Here is a 17,346-nt window from a genome sequence, read left to right on the forward strand (position 1 = left end):
GGTAAACCCATCAAACCCATACTCGCGACACGCCGCCGCAATGCTCTCCAGATCGCTTTCGCTGTACATCTCCAGGTCTTCACGTCGGCACTGTTCGGTCGCCGCCGAATTGGCCATGTTGTTGCCCGTGCCGTCGAAGAACAGCCCTATGCGCAATGTGATGCCTTCGGCGAGCTCCTCCTCTTCCTCTTCTTCCTCCAGCTCCTCGACATCCTCAGGCTTGGGCTGCACCTGAGACGCAGGGCCGCTGCCGCCGCTGAAACTCGGCAAGAAGGCATGCAACTCAGGCGGTATGTCGAGCAGTGGCGGCAGCGCCGGTACGATGGCGTCCTGGCTAATCCGGTCGCTGTACTCGAAGTCGGCCGCCTTGACCTTGTAGTCTCCGGCCGTGCCCGACTCGATTCGGCATGGATCAATGCTGATGTAGCTGCCACCGCCGTTCAGCACGATTTTCTTCTTGGCGGTGATGTGGATTTCGTCTTCGGTGCTGGTGATGGTCAGGCCCTGCCGGGCGAGGATTTCCAACTGGTCATTTTGCGCCTGCACCCTGACCGGACCGCTGTTGGCAATCAGGTCGATGCCGAGCTTACGCACGAACAGGCGCAGACCCTGGCCGACGCCCATGAACAGTTGCCTGACCACGCTGACATCGGCGTTGTGCCCGGCGTTGAGCATCAGGTTGCGCTGAGCCGCCAGTTGCAGGTGCTTGCCGCTGGTGGCGGCGATGCTGTCCGGGGCGCTGAGGAGCAATCCTGAGGCCTTGAGCTGGTCGATTTCCTTTCTGAGCAGGTCCAGTTGCGCCTGCACGTCGGCGGGGTCGGTTTCCGAGGCTGCGGCATCGTCGGAGACGTTTTGCAGTTGCTCGCCGGCCTGCTGCAAACGCTCGACGGCGGCGGCCATCTCCAGTTGCTCGCCCTGTGCTTTGTCCTGTGCCTCGGCGCTGATGAAGATGCCCTTGCCACCGCGAATCGCGCCCCAGCCATCGGTACGCAGTTCAAACCCCTCACCACGTTCTGCTTCTGCGCATCTACTAAGTGCCCGAGGTTGAGTTGGCTCTTGCCGCTGTGCTCGGTGCTGAGTTTGATGTGTTCCTGGCCGCGCTCGTCCTCCATCCGTAGCTTGTTGTTGGCCGGGGTGCGCAGCACGTTGCGCTTGTAGTCACGGCGCTCCAGGGTCACGTGGTCGGGGTGTTTGTTGTCGTGCAGGGCGTGGGCGATGTAGGGGCGGTCGGGGTCGCCCTGTTCGAAGGCGATGGCCACTTCGGTGCCGCAGATCAGTGGCAGGTGCAGGCCGTGGGTGTCGCCGGCATAGGGCCGGGCCAGGCGCAGCCAGAGGCTTTCTTCGCCCTGTTTCCATTCGTCGCGGTCGAACAGGAAGCTGACCTTGTAGCGACCTTCCAGGTTGATGTGGCTGTAAGGGTCGTTGGCGCGGTTGCTGGTGACGCGGGCGGGCAGCGTGCCGGCGATGCTGGGTTTTTTCTGCAACGGCGGTCGGAAGCAGACGGTTTCCACGTAGGGAATCGCCTCGAAGTTCACCAGCAGGCTGGTGTCGCGGGCAGCGCTCAAGGTGAGGCTTGTAATCACCGCGCCCGGGGCGAAGGCTTGCGGAGCTGCGCCGGAGATTTCCAGTACGTGGGCCAGGGCTAGCGTGGGGCTGTTGCTGGTGCCGCTCAGGCGAGTCTGTTCGTTCAGGTAGCGTTCGTGACGCAGGCGCGCATAGAAGAAGCCGCTTTCGCTGAGCAGGTCTTCGTCCTGGTCCAGCTTGCCGCCCAGCTCGGTGTATGCCTCGGCGTAGTGATAGGCCTCGCCGTAGGTGGTGATGGCGCCGCGGGTCTGATCGACTTCGCCGTCCAGCCAGGCCGTGGCCTTGCGCGGATCATAGGCACGAAAGTTGATGCGTTGCTCAACCACCTGATGACTGGCCTGGAGGGCCCATACCGCGTCCTGATCACCGCCGCTCAGGCCCGAAGGCGGTCGCGAAGGCAGGCTCGGGCGCGGGTCGAGGTAATGGCGCTGGTCGTCGTGAAACTCGACCACTTCGATGCGCAGGCGCTCATCGGTGGCAAAGCGGAACCAGATGCCGACCTCGGCCAGCAGCCGGGTGATGAAGGCCAGGTCGCTCTCGTCGTACTGCATCACCTGCAAACGCGGCGGGTACTCGCGGACGATGTTGAAGTAGAAATCCTGGCCCAAAAACTCGTGTCGGCTGCGCAGGACTTTTTCGACGATCTGCGGCACCGATTGATGCTGGTAGATGCGCGTCTGCTTGCCCCGGCCCAACAGGGCCAAGCGCGGTTCCAGGGTCACGGCATAGCGCGCTTCGTCGTTGGAACCGGACAGGCGCTGGAAGCCGGTGATGACGCCGTGCAGGGTGCGCAACGGCTTGATCTGGGGCTCGGGAAAGCCGGGAAAGGCCTTGAGCAACGGCTTGGGCGCGGCATACAGGCTGAAGCTGGCTTGCCGATTGAGCACGCGCTCGACAGCGATGTCGTGGTCGGTTGAAGTGAATTCAATCGTGTAGGAAAACGGCTCGCTGAGGCGTTCGGTGCCGGTGAAGACGAGCACGTCGAGGGTGGTGTCGAGTTCGCTGATCCAGAGTTTGTGGCGGGAATGATCGAAGAAGGTGCGCAGTTCGTTGAGCATGTGCAGGCATCCATGGCAGGCAGCAGTGACCCGGGGCCTCCATGGCGCGGTGGTCGGGATGAGGTGTGATCGCCGACAGGTGTCAGCGCTTTTCAGGAGGGAGGGACGATGAGGGATTTCAGAGCGAGGCTCTAGAGGGGAACCCGGAATCGGGACCGTTCATACGGGATTTGGAGACGGTTCCTACAAAATCGGGAGGGCGCAGAAAGACCGCGTCAAATTCAGCCTGCTACCTGAGGCACACCAAACCCCCACCCACAAAAAGCCCGCACATCGGCGGGCTTTTTATATACAGCTGATTCACAGAACATCTCGCACGCACTGGAATCAAAAAATGGCGCACCTGGCGGGATTCGAACCCACGACCCCTGCCTTCGGAGGGCAGTACTCTATCCAGCTGAGCTACAGGTGCAACGCGGGCGCCATGATACTCATCTGGCCTGCGTGCGTCCATGCTGGCGAGTGACTGTTGTCGATTTCGTACGTTTCCGGATGTTGTAAGCAGCGTCGACCAGAGTTTTTTGCCAATGCGACGGCGTGCGTTCTTTTTTTCGAACACCCTATTGTCCTTTGCTGCTGTTGAACCTAGGATTCGTTTGAGATTTCAAACGCTCCCATTCGCTCGCCCTGCTGTCTGCGAGATGCGCAGGGGCCAGCAGCAGTTTTCCTGACGGCAGCCTCTATAAGAGGCGCCTTTGAACAATCAATAATTCGCCCCGCCTTGCGCGGTGCTGTTTAGGAGGCCGACATGCAGCTCAAAGATTCGAAGTTGTTCCGCCAGCAGGCGTACATCAATGGCGCCTGGGCCGATGCCGACAGTGGCCAGACCATCAAGGTCAACAACCCGTCGAACAACGAGATTCTGGGTACCGTGCCGAAGATGGGCGCGGCCGAAACCCGCCGTGCGATCGAAGCTGCCGACAAGGCGCTGCCGGCCTGGCGTGCTCTGACTGCCAAAGAGCGTGGCGCGAAGCTGCGTCGCTGGTTTGAGCTGATGCTGGAAAACCAGGAAGACCTGGGCCGTCTGATGACGCTGGAGCAGGGCAAGCCGCTGGCTGAAGCCAAGGGCGAGATTGCCTATGCTGCGTCGTTCATTGAGTGGTTCTCTGAAGAAGCCAAGCGCGTGTATGGCGACGTGATTCCTGGCCACCAGCCGGACAAGCGCCTGATCGTGCTGAAGCAGCCAATCGGCGTGACCGCTGCGATCACCCCGTGGAACTTCCCGGCTGCGATGATCACCCGTAAAGCCGGCCCTGCGCTGGCTGCCGGTTGCACCATGGTTCTGAAACCTGCTTCGCAAACCCCTTACTCCGCGCTGGCGCTGGCTGAACTGGCCGAGCGTGCGGGCATTCCTGCTGGCGTGTTCAGTGTCGTGACGGGCAGCGCTGGCGACATCGGCACCGAGCTGACCAGCAACCCGATTGTGCGCAAGCTGTCGTTCACTGGTTCGACCGAGATTGGTCGTCAGCTGATGGCCGAATGTGCCCACGACATCAAGAAGGTCTCGCTGGAGTTGGGCGGCAACGCGCCGTTCATCGTGTTCGACGACGCGGATCTGGATAAGGCCGTCGAAGGCGCGATCATCTCCAAGTACCGCAACAACGGCCAGACGTGCGTCTGCGCCAACCGCATCTATGTTCAGGATTCGGTCTACGACGCGTTCGCCGAGAAGCTGCAGGCGGCGGTCGCGAAGTTGAAGGTTGGCGACGGCCTGGCCGATGGCACCACTACTGGCCCGCTCATCGACGAGAAAGCGGTCGCCAAGGTCAAGGAACACATCGCTGATGCGCTGGGCAAAGGCGCGAAAGTGCTGAGCGGCGGCAACAGCCTGGAAGGTAACTTCTTCGAACCGACTATTCTGGTGAACGTGTCCAAGGACGCGGCCGTGGCCAAGGAAGAAACCTTCGGCCCGCTGGCGCCGCTGTTCCGCTTCAAAGACGAAGCGGAAGTGATCGCGATGGCCAATGACACCGAGTTCGGTCTGGCGTCGTACTTCTACGCTCAGAACATGAGCCGCGTGTTCCGCGTGGCCGAGGCGCTGGAGTACGGCATGGTGGGTATCAACACCGGCCTAATCTCCAACGAAGTCGCGCCGTTCGGTGGCGTGAAGGCTTCGGGCCTGGGCCGTGAAGGCTCGAAATATGGCATTGAAGACTATCTGGAGATCAAATACCTCTGCCTTAGCGTTTGAAGCTGCTGCGCTCGGTGAGGCTGCGTTGGCAAGGTTCGAAAAAATACTCATTGGCTACAGCCAACTCCGTTTTCTTCGAACCTTGCCGCCTTGCCTGACCGTCGCTCGCGACGCTTCAAGAGTCGGTAGAAGATCTAACCCGCGTAGCGCGAGAGCGACGTTGCGCGGGTATTTGTAGCACCCACCCATTTGGTGGCCGGGAGGCCGCGGCAGTCGATCATCGTATGCTGCCGCTGTTGACCCCGCCGCTTGATCCTTGAACCACGCCGCCCGATGAGCGGTGAATGAGGAAATCATGAGCAAAACCAACGCATCCCTGATGAAACGCCGCGAAGCCGCTGTACCACGTGGCGTTGGTCAAATTCACCCGATCTTCGCCGAGTCCGCGAAGAACGCTACCGTTACCGACGTTGAAGGTCGTGAGTTCATCGACTTCGCAGGCGGTATCGCGGTACTGAACACCGGTCACCTGCACCCGAAAATCGTTGCGGCCGTTCAAGAGCAGCTGACCAAGCTGACCCACACCTGCTTCCAGGTGCTGGCGTACGAGCCGTATGTCGAGCTGTGCGAAAAAGTGAACGCCAAGGTTCCAGGCAACTTCGACAAGAAAACCCTGCTGGTCACCACCGGTTCCGAAGCCGTTGAAAACGCCGTCAAGATCGCTCGCGCTGCCACTGGCCGTGCTGGCGTGATCGCGTTCACCGGCGCTTACCACGGCCGTACCATGATGACTTTGGGTCTGACTGGTAAAGTCGTGCCTTACTCGGCCGGCATGGGCCTGATGCCAGGCGGCATTTTCCGCGCCCTGTACCCGAACGAGCTGCACGGTGTGAGCGTTGATGACTCCATCGCCAGCATCGAGCGCATCTTCAAGAACGACGCCGAGCCTAAAGACATCGCTGCGATCATCATCGAGCCAGTGCAGGGCGAAGGCGGTTTCTACGTCGCGCCGAAAGCCTTCATGGCTCGCCTGCGCGAACTGTGCGACAAGCACGGCATCCTGCTGATCGCTGACGAAGTGCAGACCGGCGCTGGCCGTACCGGCACTTTCTTCGCCATGGAACAGATGGGCGTTGCCGCCGACCTGACCACTTTCGCCAAGTCCATCGCTGGCGGCTTCCCGCTGGCCGGTGTCTGCGGCAAGGCCGAATACATGGACGCCATCGCTCCAGGCGGCCTGGGCGGCACCTACGCCGGTAGCCCGATCGCGTGCGCGGCGGCCCTGGCGGTGATGGAAGTGTTCGAAGAAGAACACCTGCTGGACCGCTGCAAGGCTGTCGGCGAGCACCTGGTGACCGGTCTGAAGGCCATTCAGGCCAAGCACCCGGGCGTGATCGGTGAAGTGCGTGCCCTGGGCGCGATGATCGCTGTCGAGTGCTTCGAGAACGGTGACACCCACAAGCCAAACGCCGCTGCCGTGGCTTCCGTGGTCGCCAAGGCGCGCGAGAAGGGTCTGATCCTGCTGTCGTGCGGCACCTACGGTAACGTGCTGCGCGTGCTGGTTCCGCTGACCTCGCCAGACGAGCAACTGGACAAGGGCCTGAAAATCATCGAAGAGTGCTTCGCTGAAATCGGCTGATGCCAGAAGGGCGCATTGTTGAAAATGTGACCTGTTTGTCAGAAAAAACCTGCTTCGGCAGGTTTTTTCGTTTATTGACGTCAGAAATTTTGCTTTCGGCCTGTCTCCCACGCCAGTCTTTGACTAATGTACGAAGACTGGATGCCGGAGAGTCATGATGACCGTTGTAGAGGCGCCTTCCGTTCCCCGTGTGTTGATCGCCGAAGCCGATCCCTGGGCCCGTGAGATGCTCAGTGAGTTGGTGCTGAATGTGCGTTGCGATGCACAACTGGATGTGTGCCCGGATGGAAAGCAGGCGGTGGACCTCATGCGCGGGTTCATTCCTGACCTGGTGATCGCCTCCCGCGAGCTGCCCGGCGTGGATGGCCTGAGCCTGCTGCGTGGCGTGCGGATGCTCAAACGCCAGACGCCCGTACGCTTCATCCTGCTCAGCAGCCGCAACGACAGCGCCAGTGTGCGCGAGGCCGTGCAACTGGCGCCCACGGCGTACCTGACCAAACCCCTGAATATCGACAATCTGCGTCAGCGGCTGGAAAACCTGTTGCTGCGCGATGGCGCCCACGTGGCCTGCGAAGTGCCGGCACTGGCTCCGGGCGTGGGGCTGGATGCATTTCTGGAAAAGCGTCGCGAGTTGGCCGATGGCGGGCCGTTGTACGTCGATGTGCGAGAAGTGCTGACGCGCAGCCGTAACGCCGCTGGCGTCGATCTCAAGCTGCTGGAACACGAGCTGATCGAGGACCCGCATGTCACGGCTGTGCTGATTGCGGCATCCAACAGCGCCTCGCAGCACCAGGGCAAACCGCAGCAGACCCTCGGCCAGGCGCTGACCACGTTGGGCGCCACCCAAAGCGCGAATCTGGTTCAGGGGCTGGCACTCAAGCGCGGCGCGATCCTCACGGACGCCAATCTCATCCTGCAGGCCAGCCAGATCTGGGATGTCTCGCGGCGCACCGCAGGTTATGCGCGCATCCTGGCGCGCACGCTGGATTTGAACCACGAGCGTTGTTATTGCGCCGGATTGCTCAGAAGCCTGGGGGATCTGTCCGTGGTGCGTTGTCTGCAGGAGTGGTTGCAGGCCGGCGGCACGCTGGACGAGACCACCATCGCCCGTGCCCTTGAGCAGTATTCCGCCGCGTTCGGCTCGGCCTTGCGCACCCGCTGGCGCTTGCCGCTGGAGCTGCGTGAGCTGATAGCAGCGGTTTATCAGTACAACACCGGGGTCTATACCCGTGAGGTGTTGGCGATGAACCTGGCTGGGCAAATGGGGCGGCTGGGGTTGGAGGATCCGCTGGAGACGCTGGCCAAGAGCAAATCGGCGCGGCTGCTGAAGGTCAATGCGACGGATCTTGAGCGGGTGCGGAACAAGCTGGTGGCGTGAGATGGGAACCAAGCGCTTGTAGGAGCGCGCTTGCCCGCGATTGCGATCTGCCTGTGCCAGTTGTGTTGGCTGACACGCCGCCATCGCGGGCAAGCGCGCTCCTACGATGGATTCGCGGATTAATTCGCGCGGCTTTTATACCAACACAATCTGATTCTTGCCCTGACGCTTGGCCTGGTACATCGCCGCATCGGAGCGGGCGAACAGGGCTTCCAGGCTCTGGTCCTGTTTGCCGAGATTGGTCAGTCCCTGGCTTGCCGTGATGCCGAAGCTCTTGTCGTCACGGGTGAACACCAGGCGCTGGATTTCCCGTTGCAGACGTTCGGCGATCTGCTTGGCCATGTCCGGTGCGCAACCAGGGAACACCGCTGCGAACTCCTCGCCGCCAATCCGCCCGAACAGGTCGCCGCGTCGTAACGTCTTGCGACCGCATTCGGCAATACGTTGCAGCACCACGTCGCCTTCCTGATGCCCATAGGTGTCATTGACCAGCTTGAAGTCATCCACGTCCAGCAGCAGAAACGCCATCGGCGTGCCTTGCAGGCGGGCCTGTTCGAACTCGCGTTGCGCGCACTCGAAGAAGTGACGACGGTTGCTGCTCTGGGTGAGGACGTCGGTGGTGGCCAGGCGTTGAAGTTCATCTTCGAGCTGTTTCTTCTCGGTGATGTCTTCGGCGATGCCGACCACGGTCAGGCGCTGGCCGGCCTGATGGCTGACGAAGCATTTGTCACTGAGCCAGCGCACCTGGCCGTCGGCGCGGATGATGCGGTATTCGCGATCTTCGATGGAGCCCTTTTCCAGCACTTCACTCAGGCTGCGCTCGGCGTAGTCCAGGTCGTCGGGGTAGATACTGTCGCGCCACTCGCCGAAGTCGGCCAGCAGCAGCCCTGCGGAGCGACCGAAAATACGCTCGTACGCGGGGCTTACGTAGATCATGCGCTGGGTCTGCCAGTCGAACGCCCAGAGCACCGCGTTGACGCTGACCAGAAGAGAACTGAAAAGCTGTTCCCGCTCGCTCAGGCGTGCCACTTCGGCCTGTGCGTGCATCAATGCCAGCAGGGTTTCTGCTGTTGCGGGTGTTTCGATCGAGGATGTCGAGTTGTCCATGAGCACTGCATCTCAGAATAAGGTGCGGCGCACAGCCACAACATGTCACACAGCATAGTGCGAAGGTGCTAATGAGATGGGCATAGTGGCACTAAGTTCCGACGAGCGCGTGCTCATGGAGCACGCGCTGATTAACGGCCTAGGCGTGAGAGGGGCGTAGCGAGTAGGTCTTGAGCTGATCGGCGAAGTCGCGCAGGGACTGGATGCCGCTGGCTTCGGCTTCGTGTACCCAGTCCTTGATGGCGGCCAGCATGTCGTGGCCGTTGCTGCTGGTGCGGGCCCAGATCTGTTGCAGCGCCAGGCGTTTTTCGTAGATCACCTTCAGCGCCTGGCTGTGCTCGAGCATGGTCTGGATGTGCAACTGATGCTTGTCATCCAGCAGGCTGGTTTCCCGGGACAGCAGGCGTTTGGCGCGGCGGAACTGGTGGCGAACCGAGGCGTCGGCCTTGGCCAGTTCCTGTTTGACCAGCGGCGCGATGACCAGCTTGCGGTACTGGGCCATGATCTGGAAGCGGTTGTTGAGGATCGCCATGGCGGTGTCCATGTCCACGTGGCCTTTGCCTTCGACGCGGTGCGCGATAGGGGCGACCCGCTGCACCTTGGCCAGGCGCAGCCAGCAGAACAGCTTGATCCACGCCCAGCCCATGTCGAATTCCCAGCGCTTGACCGAGAGCTTGGCCGAGTTGGGGTAGGTGTGGTGGTTGTTGTGCAGTTCTTCGCCGCCGATCAGGATGCCCCACGGCACCAGATTGGTCGCCGCGTCGCGGCATTCGAAATTGCGATAGCCCACGGCATGACCCAGGCCGTTGACCACGCCGGCAGCCCACAGCGGAATCCACATCATCTGGATCGCCCAGACGGTGATGCCGATGACGCCGAACAGCGCCAGGTCCAGGACCGCCATGATCCCGATGCCCAGTTTCGGGTAGCGCGAATACAGGTTGCGTTCGATCCAGTCTTCGGGGCAGTTCTTGCCGTAGATGCGCAGCGTTTCAGGGTTCTCGGCTTCGCTGCGATACAGCTCCGCGCCCTTGCGCAGAACGGTCGACAGGCCCTTGACCACCGGGCTGTGGGGGTCGTCGGCGGTTTCGCATTTGGCGTGGTGCTTGCGGTGGACGGCCGTCCACTCGCGGGTATTCTGCGCCGTGGTCAGCCACAGCCAGAAACGGAAAAAGTGCTTGAGGCCGGCGTTGAGTTCCAGCGAGCGGTGAGCTGAATAGCGATGAAGATAGACCGTGACGCCGACGATGGTGACGTGGGTCATTGCCAGAATGACTGCGACCAATTGCCAGACGGAAAGGTCGAGCAGACCGTTGTTCCACATAGGCTGAAATGCCCTCGGTTGTAACGCGAACAGATGGCGGGCGGCGATGGACCGACCCGATGCGGCAGCGCGCATTATCACTTAGCCAGCAGAGAAAACCAGTCGGCGATTTCGTAAAGCGTCGCAGGATGTTTCTTCCTCTATAATCCGTTTATTTCGTATGGCTTTGGCTTTTCCATGTCGACTATTACCCGTGATGCGCTCAAAACCGCACTGTTGTATGGGCTGCTGTCGATTTTCTGGCTAGCGTTCAGCGACTACCTGCTCCCCCTTCTGATCGATGATTCGATTCAGCTCGCCCGTGCCCAACTGATGAGCGGTTATGGCTGGCTGGCGCTCAGTGCGCTGTGCATTTTCCTCGCTCGTGCGCGGTTGTCGGGGTTGATGAGCGCAAGGAGCCGCGCCCGCCAGGACAAGGACATGCAAAGCCTGCGGCTGGCCGCGGCGGTGTTCGACTGCACGCTGGAAGGGGTGCTGGTCACCGACGCCGACGGAGTGATTGTCCACGTCAACCGGGCGTTCATGGAAATCACCGGCTACCAGCAGGACGAAGTGCTCGGCCAGCGGCCCAGCAAGTTCAAGTCCGGGCGCCACGGCCCTGATTTCTACGAGCGCATGTACAAGACTGTGCTGAGTGCAGGGCAATGGAGCGGCGAAATCTGGAACCGGCGCAAGAGCGGTGAAATCTACCCGCAGTGGCAGAGTATTCGCACCGTCAAGAACGATCAGGGCGCGATCACACATTTCGTTGCAGTCTTTTCCGATATTTCCTCGATCAAGCATTCCCAGCAGGAACTGGCCCATGCGGCGCATTACGACGCACTGACCGGCCTGCCCAACCGTCTGCTGTTCTCGGACCGTGCCGAGCAGGCTCACACCCATGCCCGGCGCAGCAAGCAGTCGTTGGGGCTGCTGCTGATCGATCTGGACCACTTCAAACACATCAACGACAGCCTGGGCCACAACACCGGCGACGAGGTGCTCAAGGCGGTCAGCGAACGGCTGGTCCGGCTGGTGGGCAAGGGCGCGACGCTGGCCAGGCTTGGCGGCGATGAGTTTGCAGTGCTGGTGGAGGGCCCGGGGCAGTCCGTGCATGTGGTGGAGCTGGCGCAGGCGCTGCTGGACGGGCTGCGTGAGCCGTTTGTCATCGCTGAACAGACGCTGTTTCTGACGGCCAGCATCGGCATCAGCCTGTTCCCCAATGACGCGATGAACGCCGCGCAACTGCTGCGCAATGCCGACACGGCGCTGTTCCAGGCCAAGAGTCAGGGCCGTGAAGGCTATGCGCTGTACACCGAAGAACTCACCGCCCACGCCCAGCGCCGGCTGGAGCTGACGGCTGAATTGCGGCGGGCCATCGAGCTGGACGAGTTGCGGGTGTTCTACCAGCCGATCCACAACCTCAAGACTCGCCGTATCGAAGGCGTCGAGGCGCTTGTGCGCTGGTGCCATCCGCAGCGCGGGATGGTATCGCCGGGGGAGTTCATTCCGGTGGCCGAGCAGAGCGGCCTGATCGCCGACATCGACAACTGGGTGCTGACCCAGGCGTGTCGGCAGATGCGCCTGTGGCATGAGGCGGGAGTCGGGCTGTCGTTCGTGGCGGTCAACGTGTCGAGCCGGCTGTTCGGGCGTGGTGACCTGGACACTCGCGTTGCCCAGGTGCTGGCCGAAACGGGGCTGGCGCCTGAGTTCCTGGAGCTTGAAGTGACCGAGAGCGCGGTCATGGACGACCCCGAGCAGGCCATCGAGCAGATGCACCGGTTGCGTGAGCTGGGGCTGAAGCTGTCCATCGATGATTTCGGCACCGGGTATTCGTCGATGCTGCGCCTCAAACGCATGCCGGTGCAGAAGCTCAAGATCGACCAGGGATTCGTGGCGGGCCTGCCGGGGGACGATGACGACATCGCCATCGTTCGCGCGATCATCGCGCTGGCCAAAGCCATGGGCATGCGGGTGCTGGCCGAAGGCATCGAGCAGGCCGATCAGGCGGCGTTCCTGTTGCATAACCAGTGCGAGTTGGGCCAAGGCTACTGGTTCGCCCGCCCGGTGCCAGCCGAGCAGATCGACTGGGAGCATGCACCGGTCTTCGCACAAGCCTTGTAGGAGCGCGCTTGCCCGCGAACACATTCAACGCGGTGTGCCCGACACAGCGCGGGGTTCGGGTCGCGGGCAAGCGCGCTCCTACAGCGGTTCACCGCTAAATTCATTTTGGTTATATCTGCATTCTTAAATAGTATTTTTAAGAATAACCGCTCCTCTCTAATATCGCTCCTACGCCACAAGCAGCTGCCTTCCCACGACGCTGCGGGCACTTCATTTTCAGGAGCACGACAATGAGCGCATCTCTTCGCAGCGTCGACGGTCAGGACGAACAAAGCATTCTGCGTGAAATTCAAAGCGCGCTGCGCGATCTGCGCTTCGGCGCGGTGGAAATCACCGTGCACAACGCACAGGTGGTGCAGATCGAGCGCAAGGAAAAATTCCGTTTGCAGAACCCGGGCAAACAGCAGGGCTGATTGACGGAAAAAAGCTTCACCAAAAACTAGAAAAACGCCAACAACACCGATTTCCAGGAGCTTGATTCATGTCCATTCGCCGTTACGCGCTGGCTGCTCTGGCCAGTGCCGTGTTTGCCGGATCCGCCGTTGCCAAGGATTACCAGCTGTTGAACGTGTCCTACGACCCGACGCGTGAGCTGTATCAGGACTACAACGCCGAGTTCATCAACTACTGGACCAAGGCCCACCCAGGCGACACGGTCAAGATCAACCAGTCCCACGGCGGTTCGGGCAAACAGGGCCGTTCGGTGATCGACGGCTCGCCTGCCGACGTGGTGACCCTGGCGCTGGCCGGCGACATCGACGAAATCTCCAAGCTGGGCAAATCGCTGCCTGCCGACTGGCAAAAACGCCTGCCGGACGCCAGCACCCCGTACACCTCGACCATCGTGTTCCTGGTGCGCAAGGGCAACCCGAAAGGCATCAAGGACTGGGGTGACCTGGTCAAGAAAGACGTTTCGGTCATCACGCCAAACCCGAAAACCTCGGGCGGCGCTCGCTGGAACTTCCTGGCCGCCTACGCCTACGGCCTGAAGGCCAACAACGGTGACGAAGCCAAGGCCAAGGCCTACATCACCGAGCTGTTCAAGCACGTTCCAGTGCTGGACACCGGTGCTCGCGGCGCTACCATCAGCTTCGTGCAGAACAACCTGGGCGACGTGCTGCTGGCCTGGGAAAACGAAGCCTTCCTGTCGCTGAAAGAAGACGGCGGCGCCGACAAGTTCGATATCGTCGTGCCTTCGCTGTCTATCCTGGCCGAGCCACCTGTGGCGGTCGTCGACAAGAACGCCGAGAAGAAAGGCAACACCGAAATCGCCACCGAATACCTCAAGCACCTGTACAGCAAGGAAGGCCAGGAAATCGCGGCGAAGAACTTCTACCGTCCGCGTGACAAGGAAGTGGCGGCCAAGTACGAGAAGCAGTTCCCGAAACTGGACCTGGTGACCATCGACAAGGACTTCGGCGGCTGGAAATCGGCGCAGCCTAAATTCTTCGATGATGGCGGCGTGTTCGATCAGATCTACGTACCGCAGTAATGCCGTAGGAGCGCGCTTGCCCGCGATGGCGGTGTGTCAGCCGATGCAATTGGCACAGGCAGATCGCGGTCGCGGGCAAGCGCGCTCCTACAAGCGCAGGACATTGCAGATAAAACCTACCCGGACTCGCTCCGGGTAACCTGTATCAACCAAGGACACTTATGTCTCGACGCATATCCCCCGTCATACCCGGCTTCGGGCTGACGCTGGGTTACACCTTGGTGTACCTCAGCCTGATTGTGCTGATACCGCTTGCGGTCATGTTCATCCACGCCTCCCAGCTGAGCGCTGCCCAGTTCTGGAACATCGTCACCGCGCCACGGGTGCTGGCCGCGCTCAAGCTGAGCTTCGGCACGGCGTTCTTCGCGGCGATCATCAATGGCATCATCGGTACGCTGCTGGCCTGGGTGCTGGTGCGCTACACCTTCCCGGGACGCAAGATCATCGACGCGATGATCGACCTGCCGTTCGCATTGCCCACCGCCGTTGCCGGTATCGCGCTGACCGCGCTGTACACGCCGACGGGCCTTGTGGGGCAATTCGCGACTGACCTGGGTATCAAGATCGCCTACACCCCCCTGGGCATCACCCTGGCGCTGACTTTCGTCACCATGCCGTTCGTGGTGCGTACCGTGCAGCCGGTATTGGCGGACATTCCCCGTGAAGTCGAAGAGGCTGCCGCCTGCCTGGGCGCCCGGCCGCTGCAGGTGTTCCGCTACATCCTGGTTCCGGCCCTGCTGCCCGCCTGGCTGACCGGCTTTGCGCTGGCCTTCGCCCGGGGCGTGGGTGAGTACGGCTCGGTGATTTTCATTGCCGGCAACATGCCGATGAAAACCGAGATCCTGCCGCTGCTGATCATGGTCAAGCTCGATCAGTACGACTACGCCGGCGCAACAGCCATCGGCGTGATGATGCTGGTGGTGTCGTTTATCCTGCTGCTGCTGATCAACCTGTTGCAGCGACGCATCGAAACCCCTAACTGAGGAGGCGCACGTTATGTCTGGTCCATCGCTTATCGCCGCTTCCTCCGCCAACGCTGCCCGTCGTGGCAGTGCGGTGTCGCGGCGCATCCTGATCGGCCTTGGCTGGCTGGTCTTTGCATTGTTTCTGTTGTTGCCACTGGTGGTGGTGGTCAGCCAGGGCCTGAAGAACGGCCTGGGCGGATTCTTCACCGCCATCCTTGAGCCGGACGCACTGTCGGCCCTGAAGTTGACGATCTACGCGGTGCTGATTTCCGTGCCCTTGAACGTGGTGTTCGGCGTGGCGGCGGCCTGGTGCGTGAGCAAGTACTCGTTCCGTGGCAAGGCCCTCCTGGTGACGCTGATCGACCTGCCGTTTTCGGTGTCGCCGGTGATCGCCGGTCTGGTCTACATCCTGATGTTCGGCGCCCGTGGCGTGTTCGGCCCCTGGCTGCAGGATCACGACATCCAGATCGTCTTCGCGCTGTCGGGCATCGTGCTGGCGACCATCTTCGTCACCGTGCCGTTCGTGGCCCGTGAGCTGATCCCGCTGATGCAGGAGCAGGGCACGCAGGAAGAAGAGGCAGCGCGACTGCTGGGCGCCAATGGCTGGCAGATGTTCTGGCACGTCACCGTGCCGAACATCAAATGGGGCCTGATCTACGGCGTGGTGCTCTGTACCGCGCGGGCCATGGGTGAGTTCGGCGCGGTGTCGGTGGTTTCCGGCCACATTCGCGGCGTGACCAACACCCTGCCGCTGCATGTCGAGATTCTCTACAACGAGTACAACCACGTGGCTGCATTTGCCGTGGCGAGCCTGTTATTGATCCTTGCGCTGTTCATCCTGCTGCTCAAGCAGTGGAGCGAAGCGCGCATTAGCCGTCTGCGCCAAAGCGCGGCGGAGGAATAATTCATGTCGATCGAAGTCCGTAACGTCAGCAAGAATTTCAACGCCTTCAAGGCCCTCAACAGCATCGATCTGGATATCCAGAGCGGCGAGCTGGTGGCATTGCTGGGTCCGTCCGGGTGTGGCAAGACCACGCTGCTGCGCATCATTGCCGGGCTGGAAACGCCGGACCAGGGCAACATCGTGTTCCACGGCGAGGATGTGTCCGGTCACGATGTGCGTGATCGCAACGTCGGGTTCGTGTTCCAGCACTACGCGCTGTTCCGCCACATGACGGTGTTCGACAACGTCGCCTTTGGCCTGCGCATGAAGCCGAAGAACCAGCGCCCGAACGAATCCCAGATCGCCGCCAAGGTTCACGAACTGCTGAACATGGTGCAACTGGACTGGCTGGCCGATCGCTACCCGGAGCAGTTGTCCGGTGGCCAGCGCCAGCGTATCGCCCTGGCTCGTGCCCTGGCGGTGGAGCCGAAAGTGTTGCTGCTCGACGAGCCGTTCGGTGCCCTGGATGCCAAAGTGCGCAAGGAACTGCGCCGCTGGCTGGCGCGCCTGCATGAAGACATCAACCTGACGTCGGTATTCGTGACCCACGACCAGGAAGAGGCCATGGAAGTCGCCGACCGCATCGTGGTGATGAACAAGGGCGTGATCGAGCAGATCGGCTCACCGGGCGAGGTGTACGAAAATCCGGCCAGTGATTTCGTCTACCACTTCCTCGGCGACTCCAACCGCCTGCACCTGGGCGAAGACAACCATGTGTTGTTCCGTCCCCATGAAGTGTCGTTGTCGCGGCATGAAGTGGAAGGACACCACGTCGCCGAAGTGCGCGACATTCGCCCGCTGGGTGCGACCACCCGTGTGACCTTGAAGGTTGAAGGCCAGCCGGACCTGATTGAGGCCGAAGTGGTGAAGGACCACGACAGCCTGATCGGCCTGGCGCGCGGGGAGACGCTGTTCTTCAAGCCGAAGGTTTGGCAGAAGGTCGGGAATATCTAACCAAAGATGACTTGTAGGAGCGCGCTTGCCCGCGATGGCGGTGTGTCAGCCGATGCAATTGGCACAGGCAGATCGCGGTCGCGGGCAAGCGCGCTCCTACAGTCGTACGTCTTATATGGCGGCTTTCTTCAGGTTTCGCTTATGGGTACGGCCCACGCGGCCTTCGATGTTGCCCTGCAACTTCTTCCTCATTCCCATCAGAAACGCCGCTTCGGCCGTGACGAACAGCGGGCCGATGATCAGGCCTGAGAGGTCGTCGACAAACGCCGGCTTGCGACCTTCGTAATAATGCCCCACGAACTGGATGATCCAGCCCACCACGAACAGGCCCACGCCCGACGCGAGCCAGACCATGGTGCTCTGCTGCGCCAGATGTGCGCCGATCCACAGGAACAGCGCCAGCACGACGCCCAGCGCGATGCCCAGCGGCCTGTCCAGGCGCAGGTAGAACAAGGTGGCCGCCACGGTCGCCAACAGGGCCGGGGAAAGCCACAGCTCGCCCAGTGCCCAACTGCTCCAGCCGGGGCGTGACAGCAGCACGGAAACTGCCAGCACGATCAGCGGCACGCCCACGAAATGCGTGGCGATGTTGCGGGTGTCACGGTGGTAGGACGCGTACTGACTGAGATGATCGACGAGGTTTTTCATTGTTATTCCTCTATGGATAC

The 17,346-nt window shown here is 61.4% G+C and carries 12 protein-coding genes, 1 tRNA gene and 1 pseudogene; 9 read left to right on the top strand and 5 right to left on the bottom strand.

Annotated elements, in window-relative coordinates; translation table 11 throughout:
* Positions 1-390: 390 nt before the first annotated feature.
* Together ACIPOO_RS26805 and ACIPOO_RS26810 are read right to left on the bottom strand one after the other, a co-directional pair.
* Positions 391-2,642 (bottom strand): annotated as a pseudogene (locus ACIPOO_RS26805) (type VI secretion system Vgr family protein); the annotation flags it as partial.
* A gap of 335 nt (positions 2,643-2,977) precedes the next feature.
* Positions 2,978-3,054: transfer RNA gene (locus ACIPOO_RS26810), tRNA-Arg, on the bottom strand.
* 336 nt (positions 3,055-3,390) lie between these two features.
* Between ACIPOO_RS26810 and gabD the strand changes: the two genes are divergently transcribed.
* The 3 genes from gabD to ACIPOO_RS26825 all read left to right on the top strand — a co-directional run bounded on the left by gabD (position 3,391) and on the right by ACIPOO_RS26825 (position 7,790).
* Positions 3,391-4,833, top strand: a complete 1,443-nt coding sequence (gene gabD / locus ACIPOO_RS26815; protein ID WP_400611039.1) for an NADP-dependent succinate-semialdehyde dehydrogenase — start codon at positions 3,391-3,393, stop codon at positions 4,831-4,833.
* 295 nt (positions 4,834-5,128) lie between these two features.
* The gene (gene gabT, locus ACIPOO_RS26820; RefSeq protein ID WP_274134164.1) at positions 5,129-6,412 is read left to right on the top strand and encodes a 4-aminobutyrate--2-oxoglutarate transaminase; all 1,284 of its coding nucleotides are present in this window, start codon (positions 5,129-5,131) and stop codon (positions 6,410-6,412) included.
* Between the two features lie 154 nt (positions 6,413-6,566).
* Positions 6,567-7,790: an HDOD domain-containing protein gene (locus ACIPOO_RS26825; RefSeq protein ID WP_400611042.1), complete on the top strand. Its 1,224-nt coding sequence runs from the start codon at positions 6,567-6,569 to the stop codon at positions 7,788-7,790.
* A gap of 135 nt (positions 7,791-7,925) precedes the next feature.
* Here ACIPOO_RS26825 and ACIPOO_RS26830 read toward each other — a convergent pair whose 3' ends face one another.
* Complete coding sequence (locus tag ACIPOO_RS26830; RefSeq protein WP_274134166.1) at positions 7,926-8,897, bottom strand: sensor domain-containing diguanylate cyclase; 972 nt, start codon at positions 8,895-8,897, stop codon at positions 7,926-7,928.
* Positions 8,898-9,036: 139 nt separating this feature from the next.
* Complete coding sequence (gene desA / locus ACIPOO_RS26835; RefSeq protein ID WP_400611044.1) at positions 9,037-10,221, bottom strand: delta-9 fatty acid desaturase DesA; 1,185 nt, start codon at positions 10,219-10,221, stop codon at positions 9,037-9,039.
* A 177-nt stretch (positions 10,222-10,398) separates the two neighbouring features.
* On the opposite strand from desA, the gene dibA reads away from it, so the two are divergent.
* The 6 genes from dibA (at position 10,399) to ACIPOO_RS26865 (ending at position 16,678) form a co-directional block, all read left to right on the top strand.
* Positions 10,399-12,324, top strand: coding sequence for a phosphodiesterase DibA (gene dibA, locus ACIPOO_RS26840; RefSeq protein WP_400611046.1), 1,926 nt, complete (start codon positions 10,399-10,401; stop codon positions 12,322-12,324).
* 230 nt (positions 12,325-12,554) lie between these two features.
* Positions 12,555-12,737 carry a sulfur starvation response protein OscA gene (gene oscA, locus ACIPOO_RS26845; RefSeq protein ID WP_274134169.1) on the top strand — a complete coding sequence of 61 codons (183 nt, stop codon included), beginning with the start codon at positions 12,555-12,557 and terminating at the stop codon, positions 12,735-12,737.
* A 68-nt stretch (positions 12,738-12,805) separates the two neighbouring features.
* Entirely contained in the window at positions 12,806-13,816 is a 1,011-nt protein-coding gene (locus tag ACIPOO_RS26850; protein ID WP_274134170.1) for a sulfate ABC transporter substrate-binding protein, read from the top strand.
* Positions 13,817-13,977: 161 nt separating this feature from the next.
* Complete coding sequence (gene cysT, locus ACIPOO_RS26855) at positions 13,978-14,799, top strand: sulfate ABC transporter permease subunit CysT (protein ID WP_274134171.1); 822 nt, start codon at positions 13,978-13,980, stop codon at positions 14,797-14,799.
* Positions 14,800-14,812: 13 nt separating this feature from the next.
* Entirely contained in the window at positions 14,813-15,685 is an 873-nt protein-coding gene (gene cysW, locus ACIPOO_RS26860) for a sulfate ABC transporter permease subunit CysW (RefSeq protein ID WP_400611049.1), read from the top strand.
* 3 nt (positions 15,686-15,688) lie between these two features.
* A complete protein-coding gene (locus ACIPOO_RS26865; RefSeq protein ID WP_400611051.1) occupies positions 15,689-16,678 on the top strand; it encodes a sulfate/molybdate ABC transporter ATP-binding protein in 990 nt (329 codons plus the stop codon).
* Positions 16,679-16,789: 111 nt separating this feature from the next.
* Here ACIPOO_RS26865 and ACIPOO_RS26870 read toward each other — a convergent pair whose 3' ends face one another.
* On the bottom strand, positions 16,790-17,326 hold the full coding sequence (locus tag ACIPOO_RS26870) for a DUF962 domain-containing protein (protein WP_400611053.1): 537 nt from the start codon (positions 17,324-17,326) through the stop codon (positions 16,790-16,792).
* Positions 17,327-17,346: the final 20 nt, after the last annotated feature.

The sequence above is a fragment of the Pseudomonas sp. NPDC090201 genome (assembly GCF_044746825.1).
Lineage (GTDB): Bacteria > Pseudomonadota > Gammaproteobacteria > Pseudomonadales > Pseudomonadaceae > Aquipseudomonas > Aquipseudomonas putida_AD.